The sequence below is a fragment of the Pseudoalteromonas piscicida genome (assembly GCF_002208135.1).
Taxonomy (GTDB): domain Bacteria; phylum Pseudomonadota; class Gammaproteobacteria; order Enterobacterales; family Alteromonadaceae; genus Pseudoalteromonas; species Pseudoalteromonas piscicida_A.
Genome location: NZ_CP021646.1, coordinates 2739905 through 2762235 on the forward strand (window position 1 = coordinate 2739905; position 22331 = coordinate 2762235).

20 protein-coding genes are annotated in these 22331 nt (G+C 43.4%); 11 read left to right on the top strand and 9 right to left on the bottom strand.

Annotation, left to right across the window (positions count from 1 at the left end; genetic code table 11):
- Positions 1-58 precede the first annotated feature (58 nt).
- Positions 59-1045, bottom strand: coding sequence for a tetratricopeptide repeat protein (locus tag B1L02_RS12745; RefSeq protein WP_088531323.1), 987 nt, complete (start codon positions 1043-1045; stop codon positions 59-61).
- Positions 1045-1791: a hypothetical protein gene (locus tag B1L02_RS12750; RefSeq protein WP_088531324.1), complete on the bottom strand. Its 747-nt coding sequence runs from the start codon at positions 1789-1791 to the stop codon at positions 1045-1047. Before B1L02_RS12750 ends, B1L02_RS12745 begins: the two co-directional genes overlap by 1 nt.
- 444 nt (positions 1792-2235) lie before the next feature.
- Here B1L02_RS12750 and B1L02_RS12755 point away from each other — a divergent pair, with 444 nt between their 5' ends.
- Both B1L02_RS12755 and B1L02_RS12760 read left to right on the top strand, forming a co-directional pair.
- Complete coding sequence (locus tag B1L02_RS12755; protein ID WP_232003087.1) at positions 2236-3309, top strand: sensor histidine kinase; 1074 nt, start codon at positions 2236-2238, stop codon at positions 3307-3309.
- 11 nt (positions 3310-3320) lie between these two features.
- A complete protein-coding gene (locus B1L02_RS12760) occupies positions 3321-3962 on the top strand; it encodes a response regulator (RefSeq protein WP_088531326.1) in 642 nt (213 codons plus the stop codon).
- Positions 3963-4017: 55 nt separating this feature from the next.
- Here B1L02_RS12760 and B1L02_RS12765 read toward each other — a convergent pair whose 3' ends face one another.
- The 4 genes from B1L02_RS12765 to B1L02_RS12785 all read right to left on the bottom strand — a co-directional run bounded on the left by B1L02_RS12765 (position 4018) and on the right by B1L02_RS12785 (position 6900).
- A complete protein-coding gene (locus B1L02_RS12765) occupies positions 4018-4266 on the bottom strand; it encodes a DUF3297 family protein (RefSeq protein WP_010370670.1) in 249 nt (82 codons plus the stop codon).
- Positions 4267-4357: 91 nt separating this feature from the next.
- The gene (locus B1L02_RS12770; protein ID WP_088531327.1) at positions 4358-5344 is read right to left on the bottom strand and encodes an MDR family oxidoreductase; all 987 of its coding nucleotides are present in this window, start codon (positions 5342-5344) and stop codon (positions 4358-4360) included.
- A gap of 77 nt (positions 5345-5421) precedes the next feature.
- Positions 5422-6060: a TetR/AcrR family transcriptional regulator gene (locus tag B1L02_RS12775; RefSeq protein WP_088531328.1), complete on the bottom strand. Its 639-nt coding sequence runs from the start codon at positions 6058-6060 to the stop codon at positions 5422-5424.
- Positions 6061-6486: 426 nt separating this feature from the next.
- Positions 6487-6900, bottom strand: a complete 414-nt coding sequence (locus B1L02_RS12785; protein ID WP_088531329.1) for a GNAT family N-acetyltransferase — start codon at positions 6898-6900, stop codon at positions 6487-6489.
- 102 nt (positions 6901-7002) lie between these two features.
- On the opposite strand from B1L02_RS12785, the gene B1L02_RS12790 reads away from it, so the two are divergent.
- On the top strand, positions 7003-7839 hold the full coding sequence (locus B1L02_RS12790; protein ID WP_088532281.1) for an SPFH domain-containing protein: 837 nt from the start codon (positions 7003-7005) through the stop codon (positions 7837-7839).
- A 230-nt stretch (positions 7840-8069) separates the two neighbouring features.
- Here B1L02_RS12790 and dctP read toward each other — a convergent pair whose 3' ends face one another.
- A complete protein-coding gene (dctP, locus tag B1L02_RS12795; protein WP_232003088.1) occupies positions 8070-9041 on the bottom strand; it encodes a TRAP transporter substrate-binding protein DctP in 972 nt (323 codons plus the stop codon).
- Positions 9042-9326: 285 nt separating this feature from the next.
- Here dctP and B1L02_RS12800 point away from each other — a divergent pair, with 285 nt between their 5' ends.
- The 8 genes from B1L02_RS12800 (at position 9327) to B1L02_RS12835 (ending at position 18953) form a co-directional block, all read left to right on the top strand.
- Entirely contained in the window at positions 9327-10469 is a 1143-nt protein-coding gene (locus tag B1L02_RS12800; RefSeq protein WP_088531330.1) for a hypothetical protein, read from the top strand.
- Positions 10469-11389 carry a hypothetical protein gene (locus tag B1L02_RS12805; protein ID WP_088531331.1) on the top strand — a complete coding sequence of 307 codons (921 nt, stop codon included), beginning with the start codon at positions 10469-10471 and terminating at the stop codon, positions 11387-11389. The genes B1L02_RS12800 and B1L02_RS12805 overlap by 1 nt, the downstream gene beginning before the upstream one ends.
- Before the next feature lie 154 nt (positions 11390-11543).
- A complete protein-coding gene (locus tag B1L02_RS12810; protein ID WP_088531332.1) occupies positions 11544-12176 on the top strand; it encodes a hypothetical protein in 633 nt (210 codons plus the stop codon).
- Between the two features lie 245 nt (positions 12177-12421).
- The gene (locus B1L02_RS12815; protein WP_088531333.1) at positions 12422-13918 is read left to right on the top strand and encodes a cytochrome-c peroxidase; all 1497 of its coding nucleotides are present in this window, start codon (positions 12422-12424) and stop codon (positions 13916-13918) included.
- A gap of 20 nt (positions 13919-13938) precedes the next feature.
- Positions 13939-15411 carry an ATP-binding protein gene (locus B1L02_RS12820; protein WP_088531334.1) on the top strand — a complete coding sequence of 491 codons (1473 nt, stop codon included), beginning with the start codon at positions 13939-13941 and terminating at the stop codon, positions 15409-15411.
- A 12-nt stretch (positions 15412-15423) separates the two neighbouring features.
- A complete protein-coding gene (locus B1L02_RS12825; RefSeq protein WP_039492087.1) occupies positions 15424-16122 on the top strand; it encodes a response regulator in 699 nt (232 codons plus the stop codon).
- A 125-nt stretch (positions 16123-16247) separates the two neighbouring features.
- Positions 16248-17330, top strand: coding sequence for an MBL fold metallo-hydrolase (locus B1L02_RS12830; RefSeq protein WP_088531335.1), 1083 nt, complete (start codon positions 16248-16250; stop codon positions 17328-17330).
- Between the two features lie 237 nt (positions 17331-17567).
- Positions 17568-18953 carry a hypothetical protein gene (locus tag B1L02_RS12835; RefSeq protein ID WP_088531336.1) on the top strand — a complete coding sequence of 462 codons (1386 nt, stop codon included), beginning with the start codon at positions 17568-17570 and terminating at the stop codon, positions 18951-18953.
- Between the two features lie 100 nt (positions 18954-19053).
- On the opposite strand, the gene B1L02_RS12840 is transcribed toward B1L02_RS12835, so the two are convergent.
- The gene (locus tag B1L02_RS12840; RefSeq protein ID WP_088531337.1) at positions 19054-19302 is read right to left on the bottom strand and encodes a hypothetical protein; all 249 of its coding nucleotides are present in this window, start codon (positions 19300-19302) and stop codon (positions 19054-19056) included.
- Positions 19303-19523: 221 nt separating this feature from the next.
- A complete protein-coding gene (locus B1L02_RS12845) occupies positions 19524-22220 on the bottom strand; it encodes a DUF2339 domain-containing protein (protein ID WP_088531338.1) in 2697 nt (898 codons plus the stop codon).
- Positions 22221-22331: the final 111 nt, after the last annotated feature.

Below are 22331 nucleotides of genomic sequence, written 5' to 3' on the forward strand. Positions count from 1 at the left end.
CTAAAACGTCGAGCTTGCTCGACGTTTGCCATCCTAATAAAACAAATTAACTGGTTACTCAAAGCTGCAGCTGTCTAATCGCTTTGATTAGATCTTTGTCGCCAATTCGCGTTGATTTTAATTCGCCGATTAACTGTTTAGCACGTGGAGTATCTCCTTGGAGCATATAAAGCTGGCTTAAACGCAACCGTGCCCAATTTTTATCTGGGTCATCGGCACCGATCTCGAGCGTTAAATACGCTTGTAATGCTGCGATCCCCTCGCCTACATTTACCTGTGAAAACACCGCCGTCCGGCCAATTTGGTAAAGCCCCGCAGCGTAATGCTTTGGTTCCTTTTTTACTATTAAAGTCCTGAAAAACACAAATGCACCATCGTAATGTTTGATACTCTGCAGCGCAATTCCAGCTTTAAACAACACTGCTTCATCAATAGTTTTGCGTTCGAGCAAGGTGTTAGTATAGGTTATCAACGCTTCATCATTGCCAGTCTGCAAATAAAAGTCGATCCATAGCTTCATTGCGGCATGGGAAGATAAGGCTTCTATCGCCCTTATCTGTTGCACCGCTTTGGCCTCAGAGCCACCAGCAATGCTTGGTGCTGAAAGGTAGAAATAGAATAACCCTTGCTGCGCTTTGATATGTGCTGAGTCTTTGTCTATTGCTGCTAAAAACGCATTTTCTATGTTGTTGGCATAACTCAGTTTTGAAAAGATAGAAGCATGCTTTATTTGCTCTGCATTGACCTTGGCGTACCAATAATACTCATCCGCACTGTTGGGCTCGAGACGCAATGCTTTTTTAAGGTAGTCTTCGGCTTCGTCGAGCTTGTCAGACGCCAGTTTAATCCTACCAAGGTAATAAAATGACTCATTGGAATGCGTTTCTTGCAGAGCTAGAAAAGCTTGCTCTGCATCCACTTTTACCTGTTGTTCAAATAGTGTTTTGGCATGCTCCAACGCGTCTGTCGGACTCGGCGTCGCAAACACTTTAGAGGTTGCAACTAGCATCATCAATAAGTTCAGTACTTTGTTCTCCCAAGACATTATTTGCACCTCCTAGTTTGACGGCTAACTAACTGCTTTTTGTAAAACAGGATACCCAAAGTGCCGATCACAACGGGTAACAACCATGGCACTAGCTGCCATGCCCCAGGCAATAGTTGCGCTAACGAATGACGCCCACCCACCGCGAAAAATGCCGTATATACCGCAATCCCTGCACCTAAAATGGTGCTCATATGCTCCAGCAGCCACTCTCGTGGTTTGAGCGTTGGCTTAAATATGTAGAACAACATAGTAGCGACGGTAAAAAGCACAATAAGTGAAAATATTAGATATAGCGTTCTGCCAGATGCAAGCGCAGCGTATAACACGCGCCCTCCTACTGCCGCCAAGAGTCCTATTAGCAATAAATGAGGCCAGCTTTTTAATCGCTCACGGTGCTGTTTGGCCTTTAACACCAAACTCGAATGACGAATATTTGCTAACACTAATACTGATAGCATCAGTAAAAATTCACTCAATTGACGTTGCTTCAATACCAGCTGTTGCCCTAGCTCCTGCTCAATGTGTTGAGAGGGGTAACGGACTGCCAATGGGTCGTAAATCACAATTAGGCACATGACAATGCCACTGACAGAAACTAACCACATACACCAAGTGAATATTTTTCCCCATAGTCTATGCTGTGGGCTACCTTTTACGGTCACGACTGGCCCCCAAAATACAATTAGCGCAATTGCACCAATAATAATGTGCAAATACAAAGCAAACTGATGAACAATAAGCATAACAATCTCTCTTTTATGAATTCGACCTTTAGCCTAGCGCTACCACATCAGAAGTACCTGTCCCAAACGTCATGATGTGAAACCATGACTTTTGGCCTATGGGCACAGTCTTGTTACTTTGTCATACTCAGTGAGATAAATAACCTGAACGCGGGATAACAACTTGTTCTTTAGCAGCTGTTATCCCTTATACCAATTAGCTTAATTAAGTGATCTATTTTGAGGCGAGAAAATCTTGTCGATAACTAGGCGAAAATTTTGCTATTTAGTTGTTCTAAATGAGAAATTTTTAACGCAGTTAGCGTCAGATTTGTTCCTTCAAATTGAGCAAGTATTAAGACTAATTGGTATTACTACTACGTTAAATTTGCTTGCAAGAGGACATTGGCGTTGATATTCGGAAAATTAATCGCAAATCGAGATATGAGAGACCTATTGGCGCTGATGACTTGGGTTGCCCTTTTCGCTATTTCAGCTTACATAACGAATAAACAGAATGAGCCACCAGAAATACCCATCTTCAGCAGCTTTTTCTGTCTTTATGCACTGAGTTACCTCATTGGCACTTGTGAGCAGTGTGAACGTCATTTACGATGGCTTGCCCTAGCTGTAATGCTATTTTCAGCTTTTGCCTGTGGCTGGATAATGCAATTTGGATATTTATCTATTCTTACCATTATTTGGATTGCCGTTATCGCTTATCTACTGCCCCTTCGCGTATCTGTTGGCTTCACCATTATTATCGTATTGAGCTGGTTTACAATGCAGAGTATCAAACAACAACACCTGCTATGGATTGAGGGATTACTGTATGGCCTGTTTCACTTATTCGCCTTGCTATTAGCCACCACCCATCAACGAGAACAACAAGCTAGGGTCGAGATCCAAAATCAACATGCTCAGTTGCAATCCACGCAACACTTACTTTCTGAGCTGTCGAAGCATTCTGAGCGCACCCGAATAGCGAGGGAATTACACGATCTTTTAGGGCATCACCTCACAGCATTGAGTATAAAATTGCAGATAGCGGAACGACTGACTACCGAAACGCCAGCCCAGCAGCACATCCAAGAATGTCAAAGCGTGGCTAAGCTACTACTAAATGACGTGCGAGATGCCGTGGATATGCTCAGACAACACAGAGATATTGATTTTCATCAATCGCTTACCTTGCTACTCCAACATATTCCTGAGCTAAAAGTGCATGCAACCATACCGCAGCATATTGCTGTTGACGATAGCCCTGTAGCACAAGTGCTGCTGCGCTGTGTTCAAGAAGCAATAACCAACAGCCTAAGGCATAGTCATGCAAAGCAGTTCTGGCTTGAAATGACGTTAGATGATGAAAAGCTGTTCGTCAGTATGCATGACGATGGCTATATCAGTGAACAATGGCAAAAAGGGAATGGTTTAACGGGGATGTCTGAACGCATATCTGAGTGTGGCGGCCACTTGCATCTCTATGAGCACAGTCGCGCCCTATACTATAAAATTAAACTCCCGTTAACTCCACAGTAAGGACGATATTGATGAAAGTAGTCGTGGTTGACGATCAGAAACTCGTAAGAGAAGGCATTGTCACTTTATTACAATTTAACGAGGAAGTTGAAGTCATTGCCCAGTGCGACAATGGTCAGACGTTACTTGATGAGCTAGCAGAGGTTGCCCCTGATATTATTTTACTGGATCTATCCATGCCTATTATGAATGGTATCGCCACCTTGAAGCAGCTAAATAGTCAAGGCATAACGATCCCAGTATTAGTATTAACAACCTTCGATGACCCCAAGCTCGTTCTCGACAGCTTAAGTAATGGTGCCAAGGGCTTTGTACTCAAAGATATCGCTCTGGATTCCTTAGTAAATGCCATGAAAATCATCATCAATGGTGAAACCTACTTTCAACCAGCGATCACAGAAACCCTGTTAAAGTATGCACCAAAGCTCAACAATGATTTTTCTGAGTTCAAAGCCACAGAGACGCTTAGCGTACGAGAAATAGAGGTATTGAGACTGGTTGCAAATGGTTATTCCAACAAGGAAATAGCTGAAGCCTTACACAAGTCAGAAGGCACAATCAAAAATCATGTCTCCAATTTACTTTCTAAACTTGGCGTAAGAGATAGAACCCGTGCAGTACTTTTAGCAATCGAGATGGGAATATTACAGTAACTTAAGCAAAGCGCACCAATTTACCCCTGAGCAGATTGGTGCTTCATCACGGCGCTTAGCAATAGTAAGCTTCAACAGTCCCTTTTGACTTCAGTAGCAAAGGTTGACCACGACGGTCTAATGCCTTTGGTGATGCTACCTTAATCCAGCCTTCGCTGATGCAATATTCTTCAACATCAGTGCGCTCTTTACCGTTAAAACGGATGCCAATGTGGTGTTCTAGCACTTCTTTAGCATAATGTGGGCTGCGAGGGTTGATTGAAAGCCTATCTGGTAGTGCTGGTTTTTCAGTTGAATCTGTCATCGTTTTTCTTCAATTATTTAAGCATGCTGTATTGTAGGTAATCACACCGAACTGCTCAATAGTCACATGCCTAAATTTTGAGAAATCTATGCTAGGCGTTAATGTCCACAATTATACGACCTCTCACCTTGCCATTAAGCAAATCCACCGCTGTAGGTATAGCTTCGGCTAAGGGGATTTCATGAGCGATGACACCAAGTTTATTTAAATCAAGATCACTCGCTAACCGTTGCCATGCTTCAAGCCTTAACGCTTTAGGGCACATCACACTGTCAATACCGGTCAACGTCACCCCTCGTAAAATAAAAGGTGCTACAGTGGCAGGGAAATCCATACCACCTGCTAAGCCACACGCAGTAACGACACCACCATATTTAGTGCCAGCACATGCGTTTGCTAAAACATGTGAACCAACCACATCAACGACTCCAGCCCAACGCTCTTTTGCAAGCGGCTTACCCACTCCTTCTAACTCGCTGCGATGAATCACATTTTGTGCGCCAAGCTGCTTGAGAAATTGAGATTCTTGCTCAACTCTGCCACTTAGCGCTGTAACGCTAAATCCAAGCTTTGACAGAATAGCAATCGCCACGCTACCCACACCACCCGCTGCACCGGTCACCAATATTTCACCTTGCTCGGGCGTTACGCCATGCCGTTCAAGTGCCATAATACACAACATCGCGGTATAGCCTGCAGTGCCAATAGCCATCGCGTCTTTTGGTTCGAAGTTGGCTGGCACAGGGACGAGCCATTCGCCGTTAACTCGTGCTTTTTGTGCCAGGCCGCCCCAGTGTTTTTCTCCAACTCCCCAACCATTGAGTATTACCAATTGCCCTCGCTCATAGTCAGAGTGATTCGAAGCCGATACTTTACCGACAAAATCAATACCAGGGATCATAGGAAAGCTTCTCACCACAGGTGACTTTCCTGTGATCGCTAGCGCGTCTTTGTAATTGAGTGTCGAGTATAATACCTCAATATCAACATCGCCCGGCATTAACTCCTGTTCGCTAACCTCATTGAGTGTCGCAGTATAATTGCCGTCTTGCTTATCGATTATTATTGCTTTAAACATATCTCCTCCATTAATTAGACCAATCGTCTATTAAATTATAAAAAGAGTGTGGTTTAACCCACTTAACTGCAAAATGGTTAACCAGACACTTGTATTGAACGAATAAAAAACTCAGAGAATAGCTTTAGTGGCACTGCACTTTGTTCAAGTTTAGCTCTCATTACCGCGCCTTCCCAACCATTCCAAAACGTGTAGGCTAGCTCGTCGCAGTTTGTTTCTCTGGCAATATGTCCAAGCAGCTTTGCTTGTTCAAAACACTCAGCGACCAGTGCTTGCCACTCATTAAGCACATCGTCTAATTTATCTCTGAACGATTCTGGTAACTGCGCAACTTCTTGGCTTAGATTACCAACTAAGCAACCTCGCGAATAGCTGAACTTTCTCATCGACATCTCAGCTTGATCCATAAACAATGCAAGTCGCGCTAACGGATCAAGATATTCGACCGATAATGCTTTCACTAACTTTGCTTTTAAAAAAGAGGAATAGTTTTCAATCAGTACTAAGCCATACGCTTCTTTACTTGCAAAGTAGTGGTAAAACGACCCTTTTGGTACATTCACCGAGCGCAAAATGGCATCAATACCGGTCGCAGCAAACCCTTTTTCTGTGAGAATTTCCATTCCAGTTCGGATCAATGCAGCCTTGGTTTCACTAAAACCTGTTTGCTCTTTTTTTGGTCGGCCTCTACGCCGCTTTACAGAATGCTCACTCATAGGATAAATATTAGACCGATCGTCTATAAATGTAAATAGCGTTCGCTTTCACTTAATACCTTTTTGATTTAACGCAGCTAACTGCTCTGTGTTTTCGACTTTGCCTCATTACAGTTGTCCTTTGTACTCAATACGTAGCACAGGCTTACGCTCTCGGATACCCCCTCCAAGATAAACTTGAACTTAATTAAGGAAATAAATATAAAACTTAAATGAATCAAAAAAGCAATTAAGACTCTTTCAAAAGATTTACAAGACTTGCCAGTGGCACAAACCCCAAAGTTTGCAGGTGCTGGCAATCCACCTTTATACCCAGAAAGCAAGTTCGATCAAGGCTGTCCTTGGTTTACACACTTTCAGGTTAGAACTTGTCCAAATCCGTATTAATGCGTCATTGTGGGTAAGTACGCTTACCCACTAAACTTGTTATAACACCTTTACCATAAAATACTTACAGCCATCTTTAGGGTAATGCTCTTGGATCCATTGAGTCTCGTAGCCGTGCTTTTCATAAAACGGCATTGCCTGAAAATTTAAGGTATCGAGTAAGCATTTCACGCACCCTCTTTGCTTGGCTGCCGCTTCTAGACTTTCTAGTATCTGTGAGCCGATATTTTGACCTCTAAGTGTCTCAGAAACCCACAAAGTATCGAGCAACAACCAGTTACCAAAAGTACGCGCGGCTGCACCTGCAACAACCTCTCCAGACTCATCCTTTACTTCAACCGCCAATGGAAGGCGCTCTGTGACCTCCCAATTCGCCCAGTTAAACTCGCTAATTTTATTACTTAAAAAATCGACAAATTGTTGCTCAGGATTTTCTACTACGGATATTTTCACTACTTCGCTCCGGTTGATGTCGTTGATTTACTGTAATTCTTGTTCGTCCTAGTATTGTCAATTATCATAGCGACTAACGTACCTATAAAGGAATCATCTATGATGAAATCAAAATCTAGCATTGGAAGCTCAATTGTATCTGTTATCGTGATTGGCGTTATTTTACTTTTTTCCATCACATCATGCACAAACCCCAGCACCCCTGCAGGGCATGAAGGCTATGTTTTTGAGCAACCAAGATTTTTTGGTTCAGGTGGTTATCAAGGCAGCTTAGTAGGCCCGAGCAACTATGGTTTTTCCCCGCTCAGAAATCAAGTCGTCAATATCGATATGCGCCCAAACACGTATACCGAACGCTTTGAGATCTTAGCCAAGGATGACTTGAATATCAGTTTTGATTTTCATGCCGTCATTGCAATTAAACCAGGTACAGTAAAAGATGTCGTTGAAAATTATGGTGCAGAGAACTGGTATCAGCGTTTTGTTCGCGAAACTTTCAGAACCTATGTTCGCGACGAAGTCCAACAATACGACAGTGGCGCATTAAAAAGCAAACGCGAACAAATTGCTGAAATCGTCACAAAACGTTTAAAAGGCTACCTACAGTCAGCACCATTTGATATCAAGCAAGTGGTGATCGGTAACATTAATTATCCAGATATCGTAGCCAATGCTGTAGAAAAGAAACTTGCTGCGCAACAGCTGCTAGCAGAAAAAGAAACTCAAAAGGCCATTGCTAAAAAAGATGCTGAAATTCGGATTGAAGAAGCAAAAGGTATCGCTGAAGCGCAAAAGATCATCAACGCCACACTTACTGCAAACTACTTACAACATGAAGCGATAAATGCGCAGCTAAAAATGGCAGAATCTCCTAACCATACAACGGTTTATATTCCGGTTGGCACCAACGGCATTCCACTGGTTAAAGAGAGTCGATAACAAAGTACCAATAATTCGTTTGAGTTGGCAATAATAACAGCTAGAAGGCCAGTTGATCTTTCAAGTTTGCTTTTGTAACAAAGCTCAACAGGCCCTAGTAAAGTCCATTTGCGTTGCATTTACCAGCTGTTGAAATGCGCGGGTACTACCAAGGAGCTCTCGTTTTACCTTATTCCACTGCGCGTTGTGGTGACCAAACTTTAATTGCCATTCGCGCTTTTCGTCCACACTTAAGTGGTGTAGCTTAGCCCCAAGACCACTAGCTCACGCTCACAAGCCTTTTGCAGTTGCTCAGTCTGCGCAACATGAGTATGAAATGTTTGCTTGCTCGCGTCCTCGATTTCCCCTTTTAAGCGCAGCGGCAAACCATCTAACCAATGCTGATTTGCGACAGTTACCCAAGCATCGGGGACGCTTTCGAGTAACGCTACCTGCCCTATCTCGTTTTTAAGCAGATCTGGGCCCGCAAACAAACCAACAACGCTAGGATCGATAACCTCTATATGTTTCGTTCTTGCCATTTTAGCCACTTGCGCCCAAGGCACATCAATAACATTTGCCAACGTCATACTGTAAAAGTGACTCAAAACCTTTGAAGCTGGTACTCTCAGCACCACACCTTTGAGTTTTTCAGGCAAGTTAATCAAACGATTAAACTGTTTAGTGCTTGTTAGTGTGCGAGCCCCAACAAGATGATGCATTAAGATATTCAGTTTCCCTTGCTCACCAATGGGCTCAATAACAAGTGACTGCCACTGTGGTGAACAAACTAGATTGAGAAACGCGCGGTTTGAGCTCGCCCAAAATGGGATATTGAGGATATCTAACACAGGTAAAGCCCGAGACAGGTTTGACACTGAGATAAGCGCGGCCTCCACATGCCCACGAGTCACTGCAGCCATTAACTCGCGGCCACTTCCAAGCGCACCACTATGATGAATATCAACATAGATTTTACCGCGAGTCATGCTTTCAACATTTTCCTTAAATTCTTGGTGCATATGCGGAATAAAATCATTTTGATTAGCAGGGTAAGGAGAAGCTAATCTTAAAATATGGAGGGCAGCGCTGCGCTTAGCCACTTCGTGTTCTAGCTCATCTTCTGAGAGTAAGTTAAGCGCAAGTGCTTGGCTAACCGGAAATGACGCACTTAAACAGGCGGCTAGTGAAGCTTCAAGAAATTGACGTCTACTCTTGGACATGGGAGCACTACCTAAATTCCATACCTTAATTAAAGATAGCTGAGTCGATCACTATTTCAATAAGCTTAGATGTACACCCAAATCAAAAACACAAAAAGCTCACTTGTATTTAACAAACTTTATACTAGTCTATCTTGGATTCACCACAAGGAGTGTAGTGCTAGTTTATTCATCAAAAGCGATAGCTTTACTATCATTACTTTTGTCTCGCTAGGTGTTTTCTTAAAACAAAGCAAATTTAACGCAGTAATCACGTTCATATCGATTAATAAAAGGAGATTGACGATGAACAGAAGAAATGCACTAATCTGTGTTGCCTTGGGATTTTGTGCCCACTTATCCGCCAAGACACCTCAACCAACTCTTTCGATCAACACCAATCTTGATTATGACGGCCTCATTACAACACCAAATGGAAAGGCCTATTTTGGTCAGCAATGGCTTGAAAATGCCAGTGAAGTCACTTTATACCCAAAAAATGGCAACAGCGCGCTTTGGACATTAACATTAACCTATTCTGATGGCAGACCGGCCGTTGGTAAAACCATTACTATAAATTCAACTTATAACACGCTCACCACATCAAGTTGGCGAGATAAAAATACGATGGCAAACCGTTTTCCGAGTGGTTCAAGAGCAACGGTAATTCAAAGAATAGACCAAGGGCTGTTCCGATTACGTGCTCCTTACGAGGCTTCAAGTCTAGTGACCGATGCTAATGGCCAAGTGAAAGTTACCGTAAATAACTTCCATAGCTGCGGTAATGAACAACAGCCAGGCTCTGATAAGTTAACAGCCTCAACTGGTAACTTGCAGGCTCAGCTAATCGTAAAATGCGCAGTAACGGGCTTAGTCAATATTCCAGACCGCGCAAGCGAGGGACTTACTACGGCAGGGCTAGTTGGCCGCCACTTACACCCAGACTTGCTAAGTGCTTTACAAAATTTAGGACAAGCTTGGAAAAACGTACAAAACAAACCTGTCGGGATGCCAAATTATCTCACAATAACGGGAGCAACCATGCGCTGGGGTGGAATAAATCCTCCTCATTTTACGCACAAGTTTGGTGGTACAGTAGATATTCGTCCGATAGGAACATCATCAGGGCCGGTTAGCGTTGGTGACGCACACTACCATCGCCAAGCCACACAGACGATAGTTGACGCTTTGGTACAATTAGGCGCAACTAAAATTATCTTTGCCGATAATTTGAAAGGCGTTACAGATGTTAAATCAAATCATAAGAATCACCTACATGTCAGCTTCTTAACTGAACCTTTAGAACCTTGGCTTGCTCCTAATGATAACGAGCTTGATAGCGAAGGTGAAGCTTGGCATGACTACAGCAATATCTACGATACTAGCTATTTCGTGCCTCAAGTTAAATCGTTACAGGTTACCGACTTTCATTTTGAATTAGGAAAATAATGACGAATAGCGCTTGGCTAATTTATCTCGCTATCTTTAGCATTTCGGCAAGCTTTGATTTATTAAGCTGCGAGCTCGCTATGTCTAGCGACAAAGTAGCCTTAGCGCCCTCTACTGAGCGGACAGAGTGCCGCTTTGAACAATCAGACAATAATGAGTTAAAGCCAACATCGTTGCCGCACACGCGTTTTATTCCACCTAACTATCCAGATGCTGCAATACCTCTCAATTTCGATAGAGTTCAGTCAGCCTGTAAACTTATAAGTAACACCATCCATTGCCAGTTTGCTGACCGGCAAGGCGCTTTGCCTTTGGCTAGTCAATACCAACGAGGTCGGTTAAGCTATGATCAGTGGCGCGTAGACAACCACTATTTTATTGGATGGGCCTCGCACGACCCAGAGAGACCTGCCGGATTTATGGTACTTTCCACCACCAAACCCGCTTATTGGTTACCTGTGGAAGATGCTTGTAAAGCAAGACTCAGCACACGAGTCGTGACGCTTAGTAGCAAAGAGAATCTCTGTTTGAATCACCAGGGTACTTGGCAGCACAGTAATACACAGTCACTACCTGCGCCTTGTGAAAACTCATTCTCTGTCGCTACCGATAAAAATGGTGTGTGGGCTTTGCAGCTAAACAATGAAAATCAAAGTTGGAATATTTGCCACTTTGATCACGCACTGCAACTGGTGAAAGCATATCAATATCAACTTGATGTACCGCAATCGCTAGCGCCATACAAGCTTGTACCTACGTCTTTTTCTCAGGTTACCGCCTTATTCGGCGAATATGACAATGCGCCAGCATACGCATTTGATATTAGCGCTGTTGAGCCGATGTTTCTATCAGCCTTCCCAAGCTCAATACGTCGCATACAAATCCCACTTACACGAGCTAAATATCGGTTAAGCGAATGACTTAATAAAATACTTGGTGGGACTTCTTTAGCTTTAATTAAGAAATATGAACAAGGTGCAATAAACAAATAATATTCATTTTATTTACACATGTAAATAAATATGAAATGATGCCAAACTTCTTTGTTCATATTTTAATTAAAGGACTTATACTATGAAAAATAAACATATCTTGCCGGTCGCGGCTTTATTACTCTCACCGTTAGTGCAAGCAAACAACTCGGGTTACTATATTACTGATGTCGATGTATATAAGTATGGTGAACGTGCAACTATGGTTCCTGAGCAAAACCCAATCCCAATGTTAATTCCTGATCACGTTTTAGTTGGTATTGGTGCTCGAGCTGGAAACACAACGGTAACTACCGTCACCTTGTGGTATCGTCAAATATTAGGCAATGGTGAATTTGGTCAGATTTACAGTAAAAACTACGGCAGCAAACCAAGTCACGAGCTTGAGTGTCAGTACGTGAATACCTCTGAAAATATCGCAATTACAGGTATGGAGTGGCGCATCAATGGTTCAGATGATATTGCAGCGTTGCGGGTGAGTTACCGAAAATTTGATAGTCAAGGAAATCTAGGCTCTGAGATATTCTACGGTACGGGAGTTAAATCAACGAACCAATCAAAAACTTGCTATGACCCTGGAAGTGGCGGTATTGAAGTTTCATATTTCCCACCAGCATCAGGTAATAGTTCAGTTGTAACCGGTGTTGGTCTTGTTAATCACAATGAAAACATGGATTCAATGTGGCTATATCGCGGAAACTATGTAAACAGATAATAAAGTGTATTCTTTTCTGATTGCATAAGATCTTTACGCCACGAGCAAATTAATCATCATAAAGCGTTCGTGGCTTATGGCAACACAATCTTTGAGCTAAAATTAAAACAACTAAAATACTCATCAATTCTAAATATTTTACGTTCGATAATCCTTCATCCAAAACAAAAATTTCCATTTTCACATTCTCTGCACTTTTGCCTGCCAATTTTAAAACTCGAATCACAATAAGGTTTGGAATAACGATGAACAACGCGAACTTTCTACGTGCAATGGCACTTGTTACCGCGGTGGCAAGTTTACCAATAGCTGCACAACATAAACCTCTACCACCTCCGCCTCCAGGCCAGCCACAACCAAACTCAGCACTGGATGATGAACTCACACAAATAATGCGTGCTCGCGGTATTACTGGCAGAGTTGCGGGTGCGCAACAACTGCCGAGAATCTCAGATCCCATTGCTCAGCTCGGCATGCAGTTATTTTTTAGCAAAGCCCTTGGGGGAGAAAAATCAGTCGCCTGTGCGAGCTGTCACGATCCAAGGCTCGGTGGTGCCGATGGCCTTTCGTTGCCAATAGGTACAAACGCAGTAGAAAGTGATGTGGTAGGCCCTGGTCGTCAAGCAGTCAACGATGACATCAATATTCCACGTAACTCTCCCACCATTTTTAATACCGGATTTGCCAACAACGCTTTATTTTGGGACGGCCGTGTTCAACGTGTGACTATCACTGACGACCAAGGCAATGAAAGCAGTTTTATCAGTACGCCTGATTCAGGTCTTAACCAACCAGATGTAAATGCGGCAGATTCACTAGTTGCAACCTTGTCTCGTTTTCCTGTCACCTCTCGTGAAGAAATGCTTGGAGAGGCTTTCGAAAGTGCCGAAACCAATGAACAAGTTCGCTCACACTTAGCCCAGCGTATTGGCGATTACGGTGATGAGGCAGAAGGCTTGGCCACCAATGATTGGCTTCAAGCCTTTAGAGAAGCATTCAACTCGCAAGCTGACGCGCAAACCTTAATTACCTTTGATAGTATTGCCTTTGCGCTCGGCCAGTATCAAGCGTCATTTGTGATGGTGGATACCGATTGGCATCGCTATGCCCGTGGTGACCGTGGCGCACTTAACGATCAACAAAAACGTGGTGCTAAACTCTTTTTTACTTCAGTAGCTGAAGGCGGTGCAGGATGTGTTGGGTGTCACAATGGTGAACGTTTCACTAACGATGGTTTCTTTAACCTCGCCTTTCCACAGTATGGTATTGGTACACAAGATAATCAGGCCGATATCGGACGCGCTGCAATTGACCCCTCGCCTCGCAATCAATTTGCGTTTAGAGTCCCGAGCTTAATAAATGTTGCCCTGACTGCGCCATACGGTCACGCAGGAGCCTACGAGTCGTTAGAACAAGTGGTCAATCATTACTCAAATCCTGAGCAAACCGTCGAGCAATTTTTTCAACGTGGTGGTGCTTGTGGATTAAAGCAGTTTTCCTTAACCGCTCAGTGTGACACACTAAACCTACAAGCGAGAGAAAATAGTGAAGCAGCGTTAACGTTACTGCGCCAGTCACCATTTGTTGCCGCCAATTTAGCGCCACAACAAAAGCAGGATCTCGTTGCGTTTTTACATGCCTTGACAGACAAGTGTGCAAAAGACCAACAGTGCGTAAGAAGATGGGTGCCAAACCGTCGCACACCAGACCCAGATAATTTACGCTTGCATGCACAACGTTAACCGGTGGAATAACAACAACCATGAAAATGACCATTCGCGTCAAACTATTGCTGATAATTTTGATAGCCAACACCACATTGGTGCTGGCAATCTATATCGCCAATAAACTAGCGTTTGAAAAGAGCTTTACGGCCTATCTTGAAAATACCTCTCGGGCACAACTTAAAGAGGTGGTAACGCAAGTTGCCGAGACTTACGCACGCCATGGTTCTTTGGACTGGGTGTATCGAGGCTCAGAGGATTGGGACAGCATAGTACGTAGCTTCTATGGTCTTTCCGAGGATGAGCGCCCGCGAGACAGGCTGCATTCTCGTCCACCACCAAGACATCGTGAAAGAGGCGAAGGAGGGCCACGAAGACGTGATGGCCCTCCACCGCGTTTGGACAATAAAAAACGCCTGCTGATCAAAGACGCACAAGGCAATATTATAATGGGCACACCGAAAAGTAAGCAGACTTCGCTGTGGTTCCCAGTCTATCAAAGCGACCATTTGGCGCAGCCTACACGCGAACATATTATCGCCTACTTAGGTGTAGAGCAAAGTGGCTTGGTACGCAATGACTTCGACCGACTGTTTGCAGAGCAACAACGTAAACAGTTCATCATCATTGCGCTCGTCGCCCTGTTGGTTACTTTAGTGATTGCCGTGCCTTTTAGTAAATATATGGTCAATCCAATCGTTTTGTTGCGCCGCAATGCAAAAACACTGACACAAGGAAATTACGATGCTCGCGCCGATATCGCGAGTAAAGATGAACTCGGTTTGCTTGCCAGAGATATGAACCGTTTGGCAGACACATTAGCGCAGAATCAAATAGCTAGGCAGCAATGGATAGCGGATATTTCGCACGAGCTACGCACGCCGATTGCCGTGATCCGCGCGGAACTTGAGGGAATGATTGATGGCATTATCGCAAGCGATCCTGAACAACTGATGTCGCTTAACGAAGAGATCCAACGATTGACTCGGCTGGTGGACGATTTACATCAACTATCGCTGTCAGACCGCGGTGCACTTACTTACAACGTGGATAAAGAAAACCTTTACGACCTGCTATCACGCACATTCGCGAAAAGTAGTCACCAAATTGAAAAGCACCATCTTGCTTATTCCTTGCAATGCGATGAGCATATTACCTTAGAATGTGACGAGCAGCGCCTTGGACAACTATTCGACAACTTACTGCAAAACACTTTGCGTTACACAGACTCCTCAGTTGAACAACCGGGAAATCTCGATGTAAAAGTCATACAACGACAAGATAAAACGATAATTTACTGGCAGGACAGCGCACCTTCTGTACCACAAGAACAGCTAAACAAGCTATTTGATAGGCTCTATCGAGTAGAGGAAGCGCGGAGTAGAAAAACGGGTGGCTCTGGCCTTGGTTTAGCCATATGCCAAAGTATTGTTGCTGCCCACAACGGAAAAATCACTGCACACTTGAGCGAACTGGGTGGTCTCGCTATTATTATCGAACTGAAAAGATAATGAGTTTCCCCCGTGCCAAACAAACATATTTTAATCGTCGAAGATGAACCAAAACTTGCCGATATTTTAAGTAAGTATTTGGCTCAAGCCGAGTATACCAGCCATTGTGTTCATGATGGCGCTTTGGCTGAAGAGGCTTTTAAACAACAGCAACCCGCCCTTATCTTACTCGACCTCATGCTGCCTAATCTTGACGGTATCGAAATTTGCAAGCGGATCAGAGCTTATTCAAACGTGCCAATTGTCATGATCACCGCCAAAGTAGAAGAAATCGATCGTCTCCTTGGTCTTGAAGTGGGTGCTGATGATTATGTGTGTAAACCCTATAGTCCAAAAGAAGTCGTCGCAAGGGTGAAGGCGATTTTAAGACGCGTGACGCTAAATGAGCGCGGCACAGTGTCAGAAACAGAGAGCAAACTTAAATTGGACGAAGAGAGCTTGTTTGTCTCCTTCCTCGACGCGAGAGCGACACTCACTTATGTCGAGTTTATGCTCTTAAAGGCAATGTACGGACACCCGTGCCGAATTTATAGCCGCGACTTATTGATGGATCACATCTACGATGACAGCCACATTGTTAGCGACAGAACCATAGATAGCCATATCAAAAATATTCGTAAAAAGCTGCAAAGCATCGCGCCTAAATACGACTTTATCCACTCCATTTACGGAGCGGGATATAAGTTTGAGGCGCAGGAACGTAATTCCTAGTCTCTAACCCACAATGAGAGTTGGGTTATGCACTAATCCAACTCTCACCAAAGGCTTAATTCACCGCTACACCCCATTCCCTTTTATTGGTAAACTCCAACTAATAATTATAAAAAGGAATGGGCATGAAAAGGCTTGCTTTGACAGTCATGATAGCATTAACAGGCTGCAGTAATAGTAATGTTGTAGAGCGAATAAAACCTGAGTCTTCCGTGGTAAAACATAGTTCTGTAGAAGGGTATGAAGATAGATATTCCAACATCTACAATAAGTTTAAAGATTATCCCGTGACTTGCGAAGAAAACTGCTACCCAGTCACCCAACAAATTCAATGTCAGTCCGAAATGCAAGATTGCACTTACGTTGGCAACAACCCCACTCTCTCGCTCAATACTGGCTTTGCTATCCAATGGCTTGGGCATGCGAGTTTTAAAGTCAACACCAAAGATGGACAACAGTTTTTGTTTGACCCCGTCACGGCTCAATTTGACTGGCCAGTAAACTGGGCATTTCGCCTCTCAGAAGGGTTTAATCGCAATCAACCAGCACAGCTCAGTCAAACAGAGTTACAGCAAACCAATGCTGTAATGTACTCCCACATTCATTACGATCATTTTAACAAGAGTGATATCGAAGCGATTGGTACTGGACCAAATTACCTCACCCCACTTGGATTTGCAGAGCACTTTCCTGAAGATGGATACAAGGTTTCTGAAATGGAGTGGTATTCAAGCAAACAACTTGGTGAAGTAACCGCACACTTTGTGCCTGCAAATCACTTTAGCAGCCGTATTTGGGTGCCGTTTTTATACGAAGATCATGGCGCTGCACTATGGGGTGGCTGGATATTAGAACACCAAGGTAAGACCCTATTTTTTGCAGGAGATACAGGATATTCACCGCACTTTAAAGATATTCAAGAAAAATATGGTGATATTGATGTGTGCCTACTTCCAATTGCCTCTTACTACAGCGAAGAACATCCTGATTGGTATCGTAAAGTACACACCACACCAGAAGATGCACTGACTGCCGCAAAAGAGCTGGGCTGTAAGGTCATGGTACCTTGGGGCTATGGTAATGCTAGTTGGAAAATGGGAGATAAAACCTCACATTCAGCGCTGTTCCGTCTACTGCATATGCAACAAGTGCTAAAAACCCAAACGCCACTGTATATTTTAAATGAAGGCGATTCAGTGCAGCTATAACCTAATGCTAGCGCACCAAGTCTCTAATTGATTTGGTGCGTTATAAAGCTTCCTGTTTTCTAGCTTTTCTCAGATATGGTTAATTATGCTTTTTATTGGCTAAGAAGTGGTATAGATGACAACAAGGAACAATTAATAAAAACAGATACAACAAGTAGTTATAAGGCCTATTCCGGTTTTGTTCAGGTTAATGTGTTATAATTACAAAGTGTTAATTCAAGGAGGCACCATACCCGAGTGAGCAGAGCCAAACTAAGTCAAGACGAAAGCTTATCTTTTAAAATCAACTATCAACTCCTTCCCAAAGAGACAAATCAACTCGACCTGTATTTTTCAATCCCAACCGATATGGGGATTAATACCAACACGTTGAACGAAGTAGACTATTTTAATGCCAATATAAAAAGCCACAGTGCATATTACTCGGAACAGCTCCACCTCCCCTTGGTGCGTAGCCGCTTTATCAGCCAAAGCAAAGGTCAAAAAACGGATTACCGCGTTAATCTAAATCTATTTTGCTACCAGATCCGCATTGCACTAGACGCCGATGTAAAACAGACATTGAAGCTAAAAGAAGCCGATGAGTTTTATCCAGCCGCGCAATTGTTGGTGGAAGAAACCGAACGCCTATTGAAGAAGCTCAGGCGTTACACGCCACCAGATAATAAGCTTAAGCCTTACTATCAAAACGCAGATAACTACCTCAGCTGGCATACTGAGCAAGCGTTTTTGAAACTCCTCTCCAGCGGGCCTAAGTCAAGCGACTTTAGTCATGAACGAAGCTGTATTGTTAGTTTCTGCCAACAAGAGAGCCAATACCGCGAGGAGCAGAGCTACAACTCACAAGTCACGTTGGATGACCCAAATCGTATTACCAATAAAATGAAATTGCTTGAAAGGCTCATTGAATATGGCGTTGTTTTTAACAAACAAACCATCGACTTAAGTACCAATCTAAAGCGTTTAGTTCGCGGTGTGGTTACTGGTATTATCATGGCCTTCGTGATGTTTATTGTGCTCAACGCCCGCTCTAACTTTCAAGAAGTCACCGTCGCCCTTATCGCTTTGCTTGGGGTAATTTATGGCCTTAGAGAAACATTCAAAGAAGACTTAACCCAGTGGGCATGGCGTCATATTCAACGCGGCCGACCAAAGTGGCGCAACAAGTTTAAAAACTCAGTGACGGACGCCATCGTTTGTACACAAACGATATGGCTGGAACATATTCGCAAAAAAGACCTACCAGAAGACGTTGATAAGCTGCTAAAGAAGCGTCGACAGCAAAATAAACAAGCTGCGCATCTACTGCATTTTTGCTGTAAAAACCAAGTGCATATTGATGAGTTTTTACCCGGTTACGAAGAAGTACAACAACGTATCACCTTTAACATGAGTTCGTTTGTACGCTATCTAAAAAAAGGCGCAGGAAAGCTTTATAGCCTTGAAGGGAAAAAGGTCTCTAAAAAGTCAGTTGAACGTCGCTATCAAATCAACTTAGTAATGCGGTTTAAATCTTCTCAGGGAATACAGTTAGAAAGATATAAACTCACCATGAATCGTTCTGAAATCGTCGCCATAGAGCTTATGGCAAGCGACTCCGTCTATATTGAAAACGATGCTTAAGCACAGGCGCAGTTTCGTATAACCACCGACAAAACGGATTGGAAGCAGGTTTATCCTGCACTCCAATCCTAAATCCTGCGATGCGGCTACTCAAAGGATATTAATGCGCTTTCTTTGGCCCGTAACGAACCATGTCTTTGCCGTTTTCATACACGTCTTGAGATACCCAACGACCCAACAACAATTGGTGTTTATCATCCAAAATCGCAATAAATGGTCTGCCATCGCTGTTGTTCGTTGCTAGCGCCACACCGGCCACGTTTTGTAACCCTAAACCACCGTTATCAATTAGCAACAAAAAAGCTTCCAGCTCCTCCAAAGTTTCAATGATATCTTTATCGTTGATCATCTCTTTACTCTCACTTATTCAGTATGCCGCGTAGAATACCAGTTATGTTGAAATGATTGAACCCAACACCAAATGCCGTTTAACCACTGTGACCCATACTGAAATCCAAAAAAAAGCAAGAATAAGCGAGCAATAAATAGTCGGGTTAAACGTAGGGTCAACAGCAATGCGCGGCGCACGCATCACTGTTGACGGTGGTTACTGCTTGTAAAAATGTGGGGTCAGTCCGCCGTTGGTTTTACCTCTCTGGGCTGATCCTGTATTTTTTGAAACAGCCAACCAATTCCCACCAGACATAAGCCTAAACCGATAAAAGACAAGGCGCGCAGCAAGCCTTCAAGGTTTGCCATATCGACCACAAAGGCTTTTAAAATAACAATGGCTAGCCCTGCAAAACCGGCGTTGATCAGCACTTTATGCTCTATCCGCTTGGCAACAAAAATCAATGCGGTTGAAATCAATAGCCAAACAATCGAATAGGTATATAACTCGGATTGTTCCATCGGCATCGACAGCACAAGGAAACCCTCATGAAATAACGCCCGAATTTCACCATTGATAAACAAGACCCCTAGCAAGGCTATCAGTCCATATACCAAACGCTTAAATTGCGGTGGTATTAACTTAAACTGGAGCATGAAAGCGAATACGCATGCTGGTGCCAACCACTGCAAAAGTAACCAATTAAACACACCGCCTCCAATATATTGCCTGTCAAAAAACGGATTATTGGCAAACGAAATATCGGCGTGGAGCGACGCGCTGCCAAGTAATAACAAGCTCGCTGCAAGCGGATAAAGTCTGTTGCCCTTGTCGCTGAGCTGCCCTCGCCACAGATATACAGCGCCAAGTACCTGCCAATTCAAAGCAAGCAACACGGATTCTTGGAAACCGAGATTAGTAAAATCAGGGTAGTCACCAATCAAGAGATAGCTTGTTTCGGTCGTGACCAGAAGCGCCACAATATGCATTGCGACACCCATAAACCAAGTGTTCAGGGCCTTTGAAGGGTTGTATTTGGTAGCAAACCAAATAATGCCCAGCACCAGCGGATAGACAACAAGTGTCCAATGTATAGTTAAAATCGTTTCGTGCTTGTAATCTGCAAGCCAAGGCGCAAAAGTAAGACGGGTAACAACAGCAATAAATGCAGCTTTATACAACCAATCAGGTAAACGCACTTTGTACTTCCAGCTCAAATAACTCATAGACGCTACTTGTACCGCAATCGCTAAAGTCAACGAGCTTGCCGAGAGTAGCATCGTAAAACACAAACTCAGCATGGCGTTCGCCAAAATAAGGTAAGTGACCTGCTGAATATTAGTCTCCGTTTTCATCGCACAATACGAAGCGAAGAGCCCAATGGCCAGCATTTCAATCGCCCATACAGGATATAAAATTGCTTCTGTAACTTTAGGAGAAATAGCGTAGCTTACACCGTACAGCGCAAGTGGAGCCACGTTCAACAGCACCAAATAAGCGAGTCTTGATGGATATCGCTTAATCATCATCATGCTAAATAACATCGTGATGACCACTGCGACTTGGATAAACAAATACTTACCGGTGAAAGGAAAAAGTACGTCGTCGTAAGTGCCGACTTTGGGCATCAAGTAGAATGAGAGAAGTACAAACAATAGCCAATAAAATGGCCAGCTATCCAATGCACTATGTCTATAAGCCGCACACAAAACAACGCTAGCAAATAAGACATTAGCCCAAATCAGCGTATCGATATGGGTTTTTATTATTAGCGCACATGCGATAAGTAACAGTGGGAGTAAAATTCCCAACTGCTCTTTTCTTGGCATTAATAGATCTTTGACCGGCAACGGACTTATCATTGAACTCGTCAGTCGCCAACCCAGTACATCTACCAACACATATAAGTACATGGAGATAAGCGCAAAAATCAGCAGCACCCAAAAGTCGCTGCTCCCACCAACCGCAACCGCGGTGCAAAACCATAAGAAGTGCCAAACAAAGCTTTGCCACCACAACCATTTTTGCTTCACATAATCCGCCACCCATATCGCAGAGAGTGAAACAAAGCTGATATACAGCAGTAACGCACCGATATTATTAGAACCCGTCGATACCAAAGCTGGTACAACATACGCACCAACGATGCCAATACCTGCGAGCATAGGACCAAATCTCAGTGCCAAAGAGGTTGCAGCCAATGAAATAATGGCGAGTAAAACAAAGGCCATATTAGCCGGTATAAAATGATAGAAATCAAAAGCAACCAATGTCATAGCAAAGCAGGTGATCACACCGCCACTGGCAAGCGCTGCAGAAATATAGGGAGTATTAATTTTTAGCTTTTCTTTGTGACGATTTACGACTTCAGCAGCAGTAACCAAACTGACGCCAAAAAGAGCGCCCAGTATCACTCGTACGCTTGGAGGTAGAAGTCCGGCTTCAATAGAGTACTTAGCTAGAAAAACGCCGCCCAAGGCTAGCACTATGGCACCTATCCAAAAGAGTCCATTCCCTTTTAATAAGGAATCTAAAGTAAAGTCAAATTCAAAGGCAGGTTTACTCTTACTAGGTTTGGCTCTTGCGATAGTGACGGTGCTTTCGCTTTCAGGCTGCTGAGGTTGTGTATGATTGGCTGTTGTCGTGAATTCACCTAATGCAGTCTGTGTAGTTAATGATGTGCTATCAGCTGTTTCGTCATTTATTTGTCCACGCTCAGAATGCTTGTGTTCTGTAGGTATTTGCTCTGACGGTATTTGATCAGAATAGTCACGACTTTCAAGAACCGAGATCCTGCGACTCTGCTGCTCTATCGTGCTTTGTAATTGATGTACCTTTTTGACGAGTTGCTTAAATCTTTGTCTATCTTGTAGAGCAAAAACAGCGCCAATAAATACAAAAAGATAAAAAATAAAAGAGATAAACTCCGTATCCATACGACTCCTTTTTTGTTTGCTAGGCACCTGTATTAGAAGCAGTATGAGATCAACCACACGAATAAATCAATCTCTCATGATCGAAGCCATGACTTTAGCAAGCCGTATAAA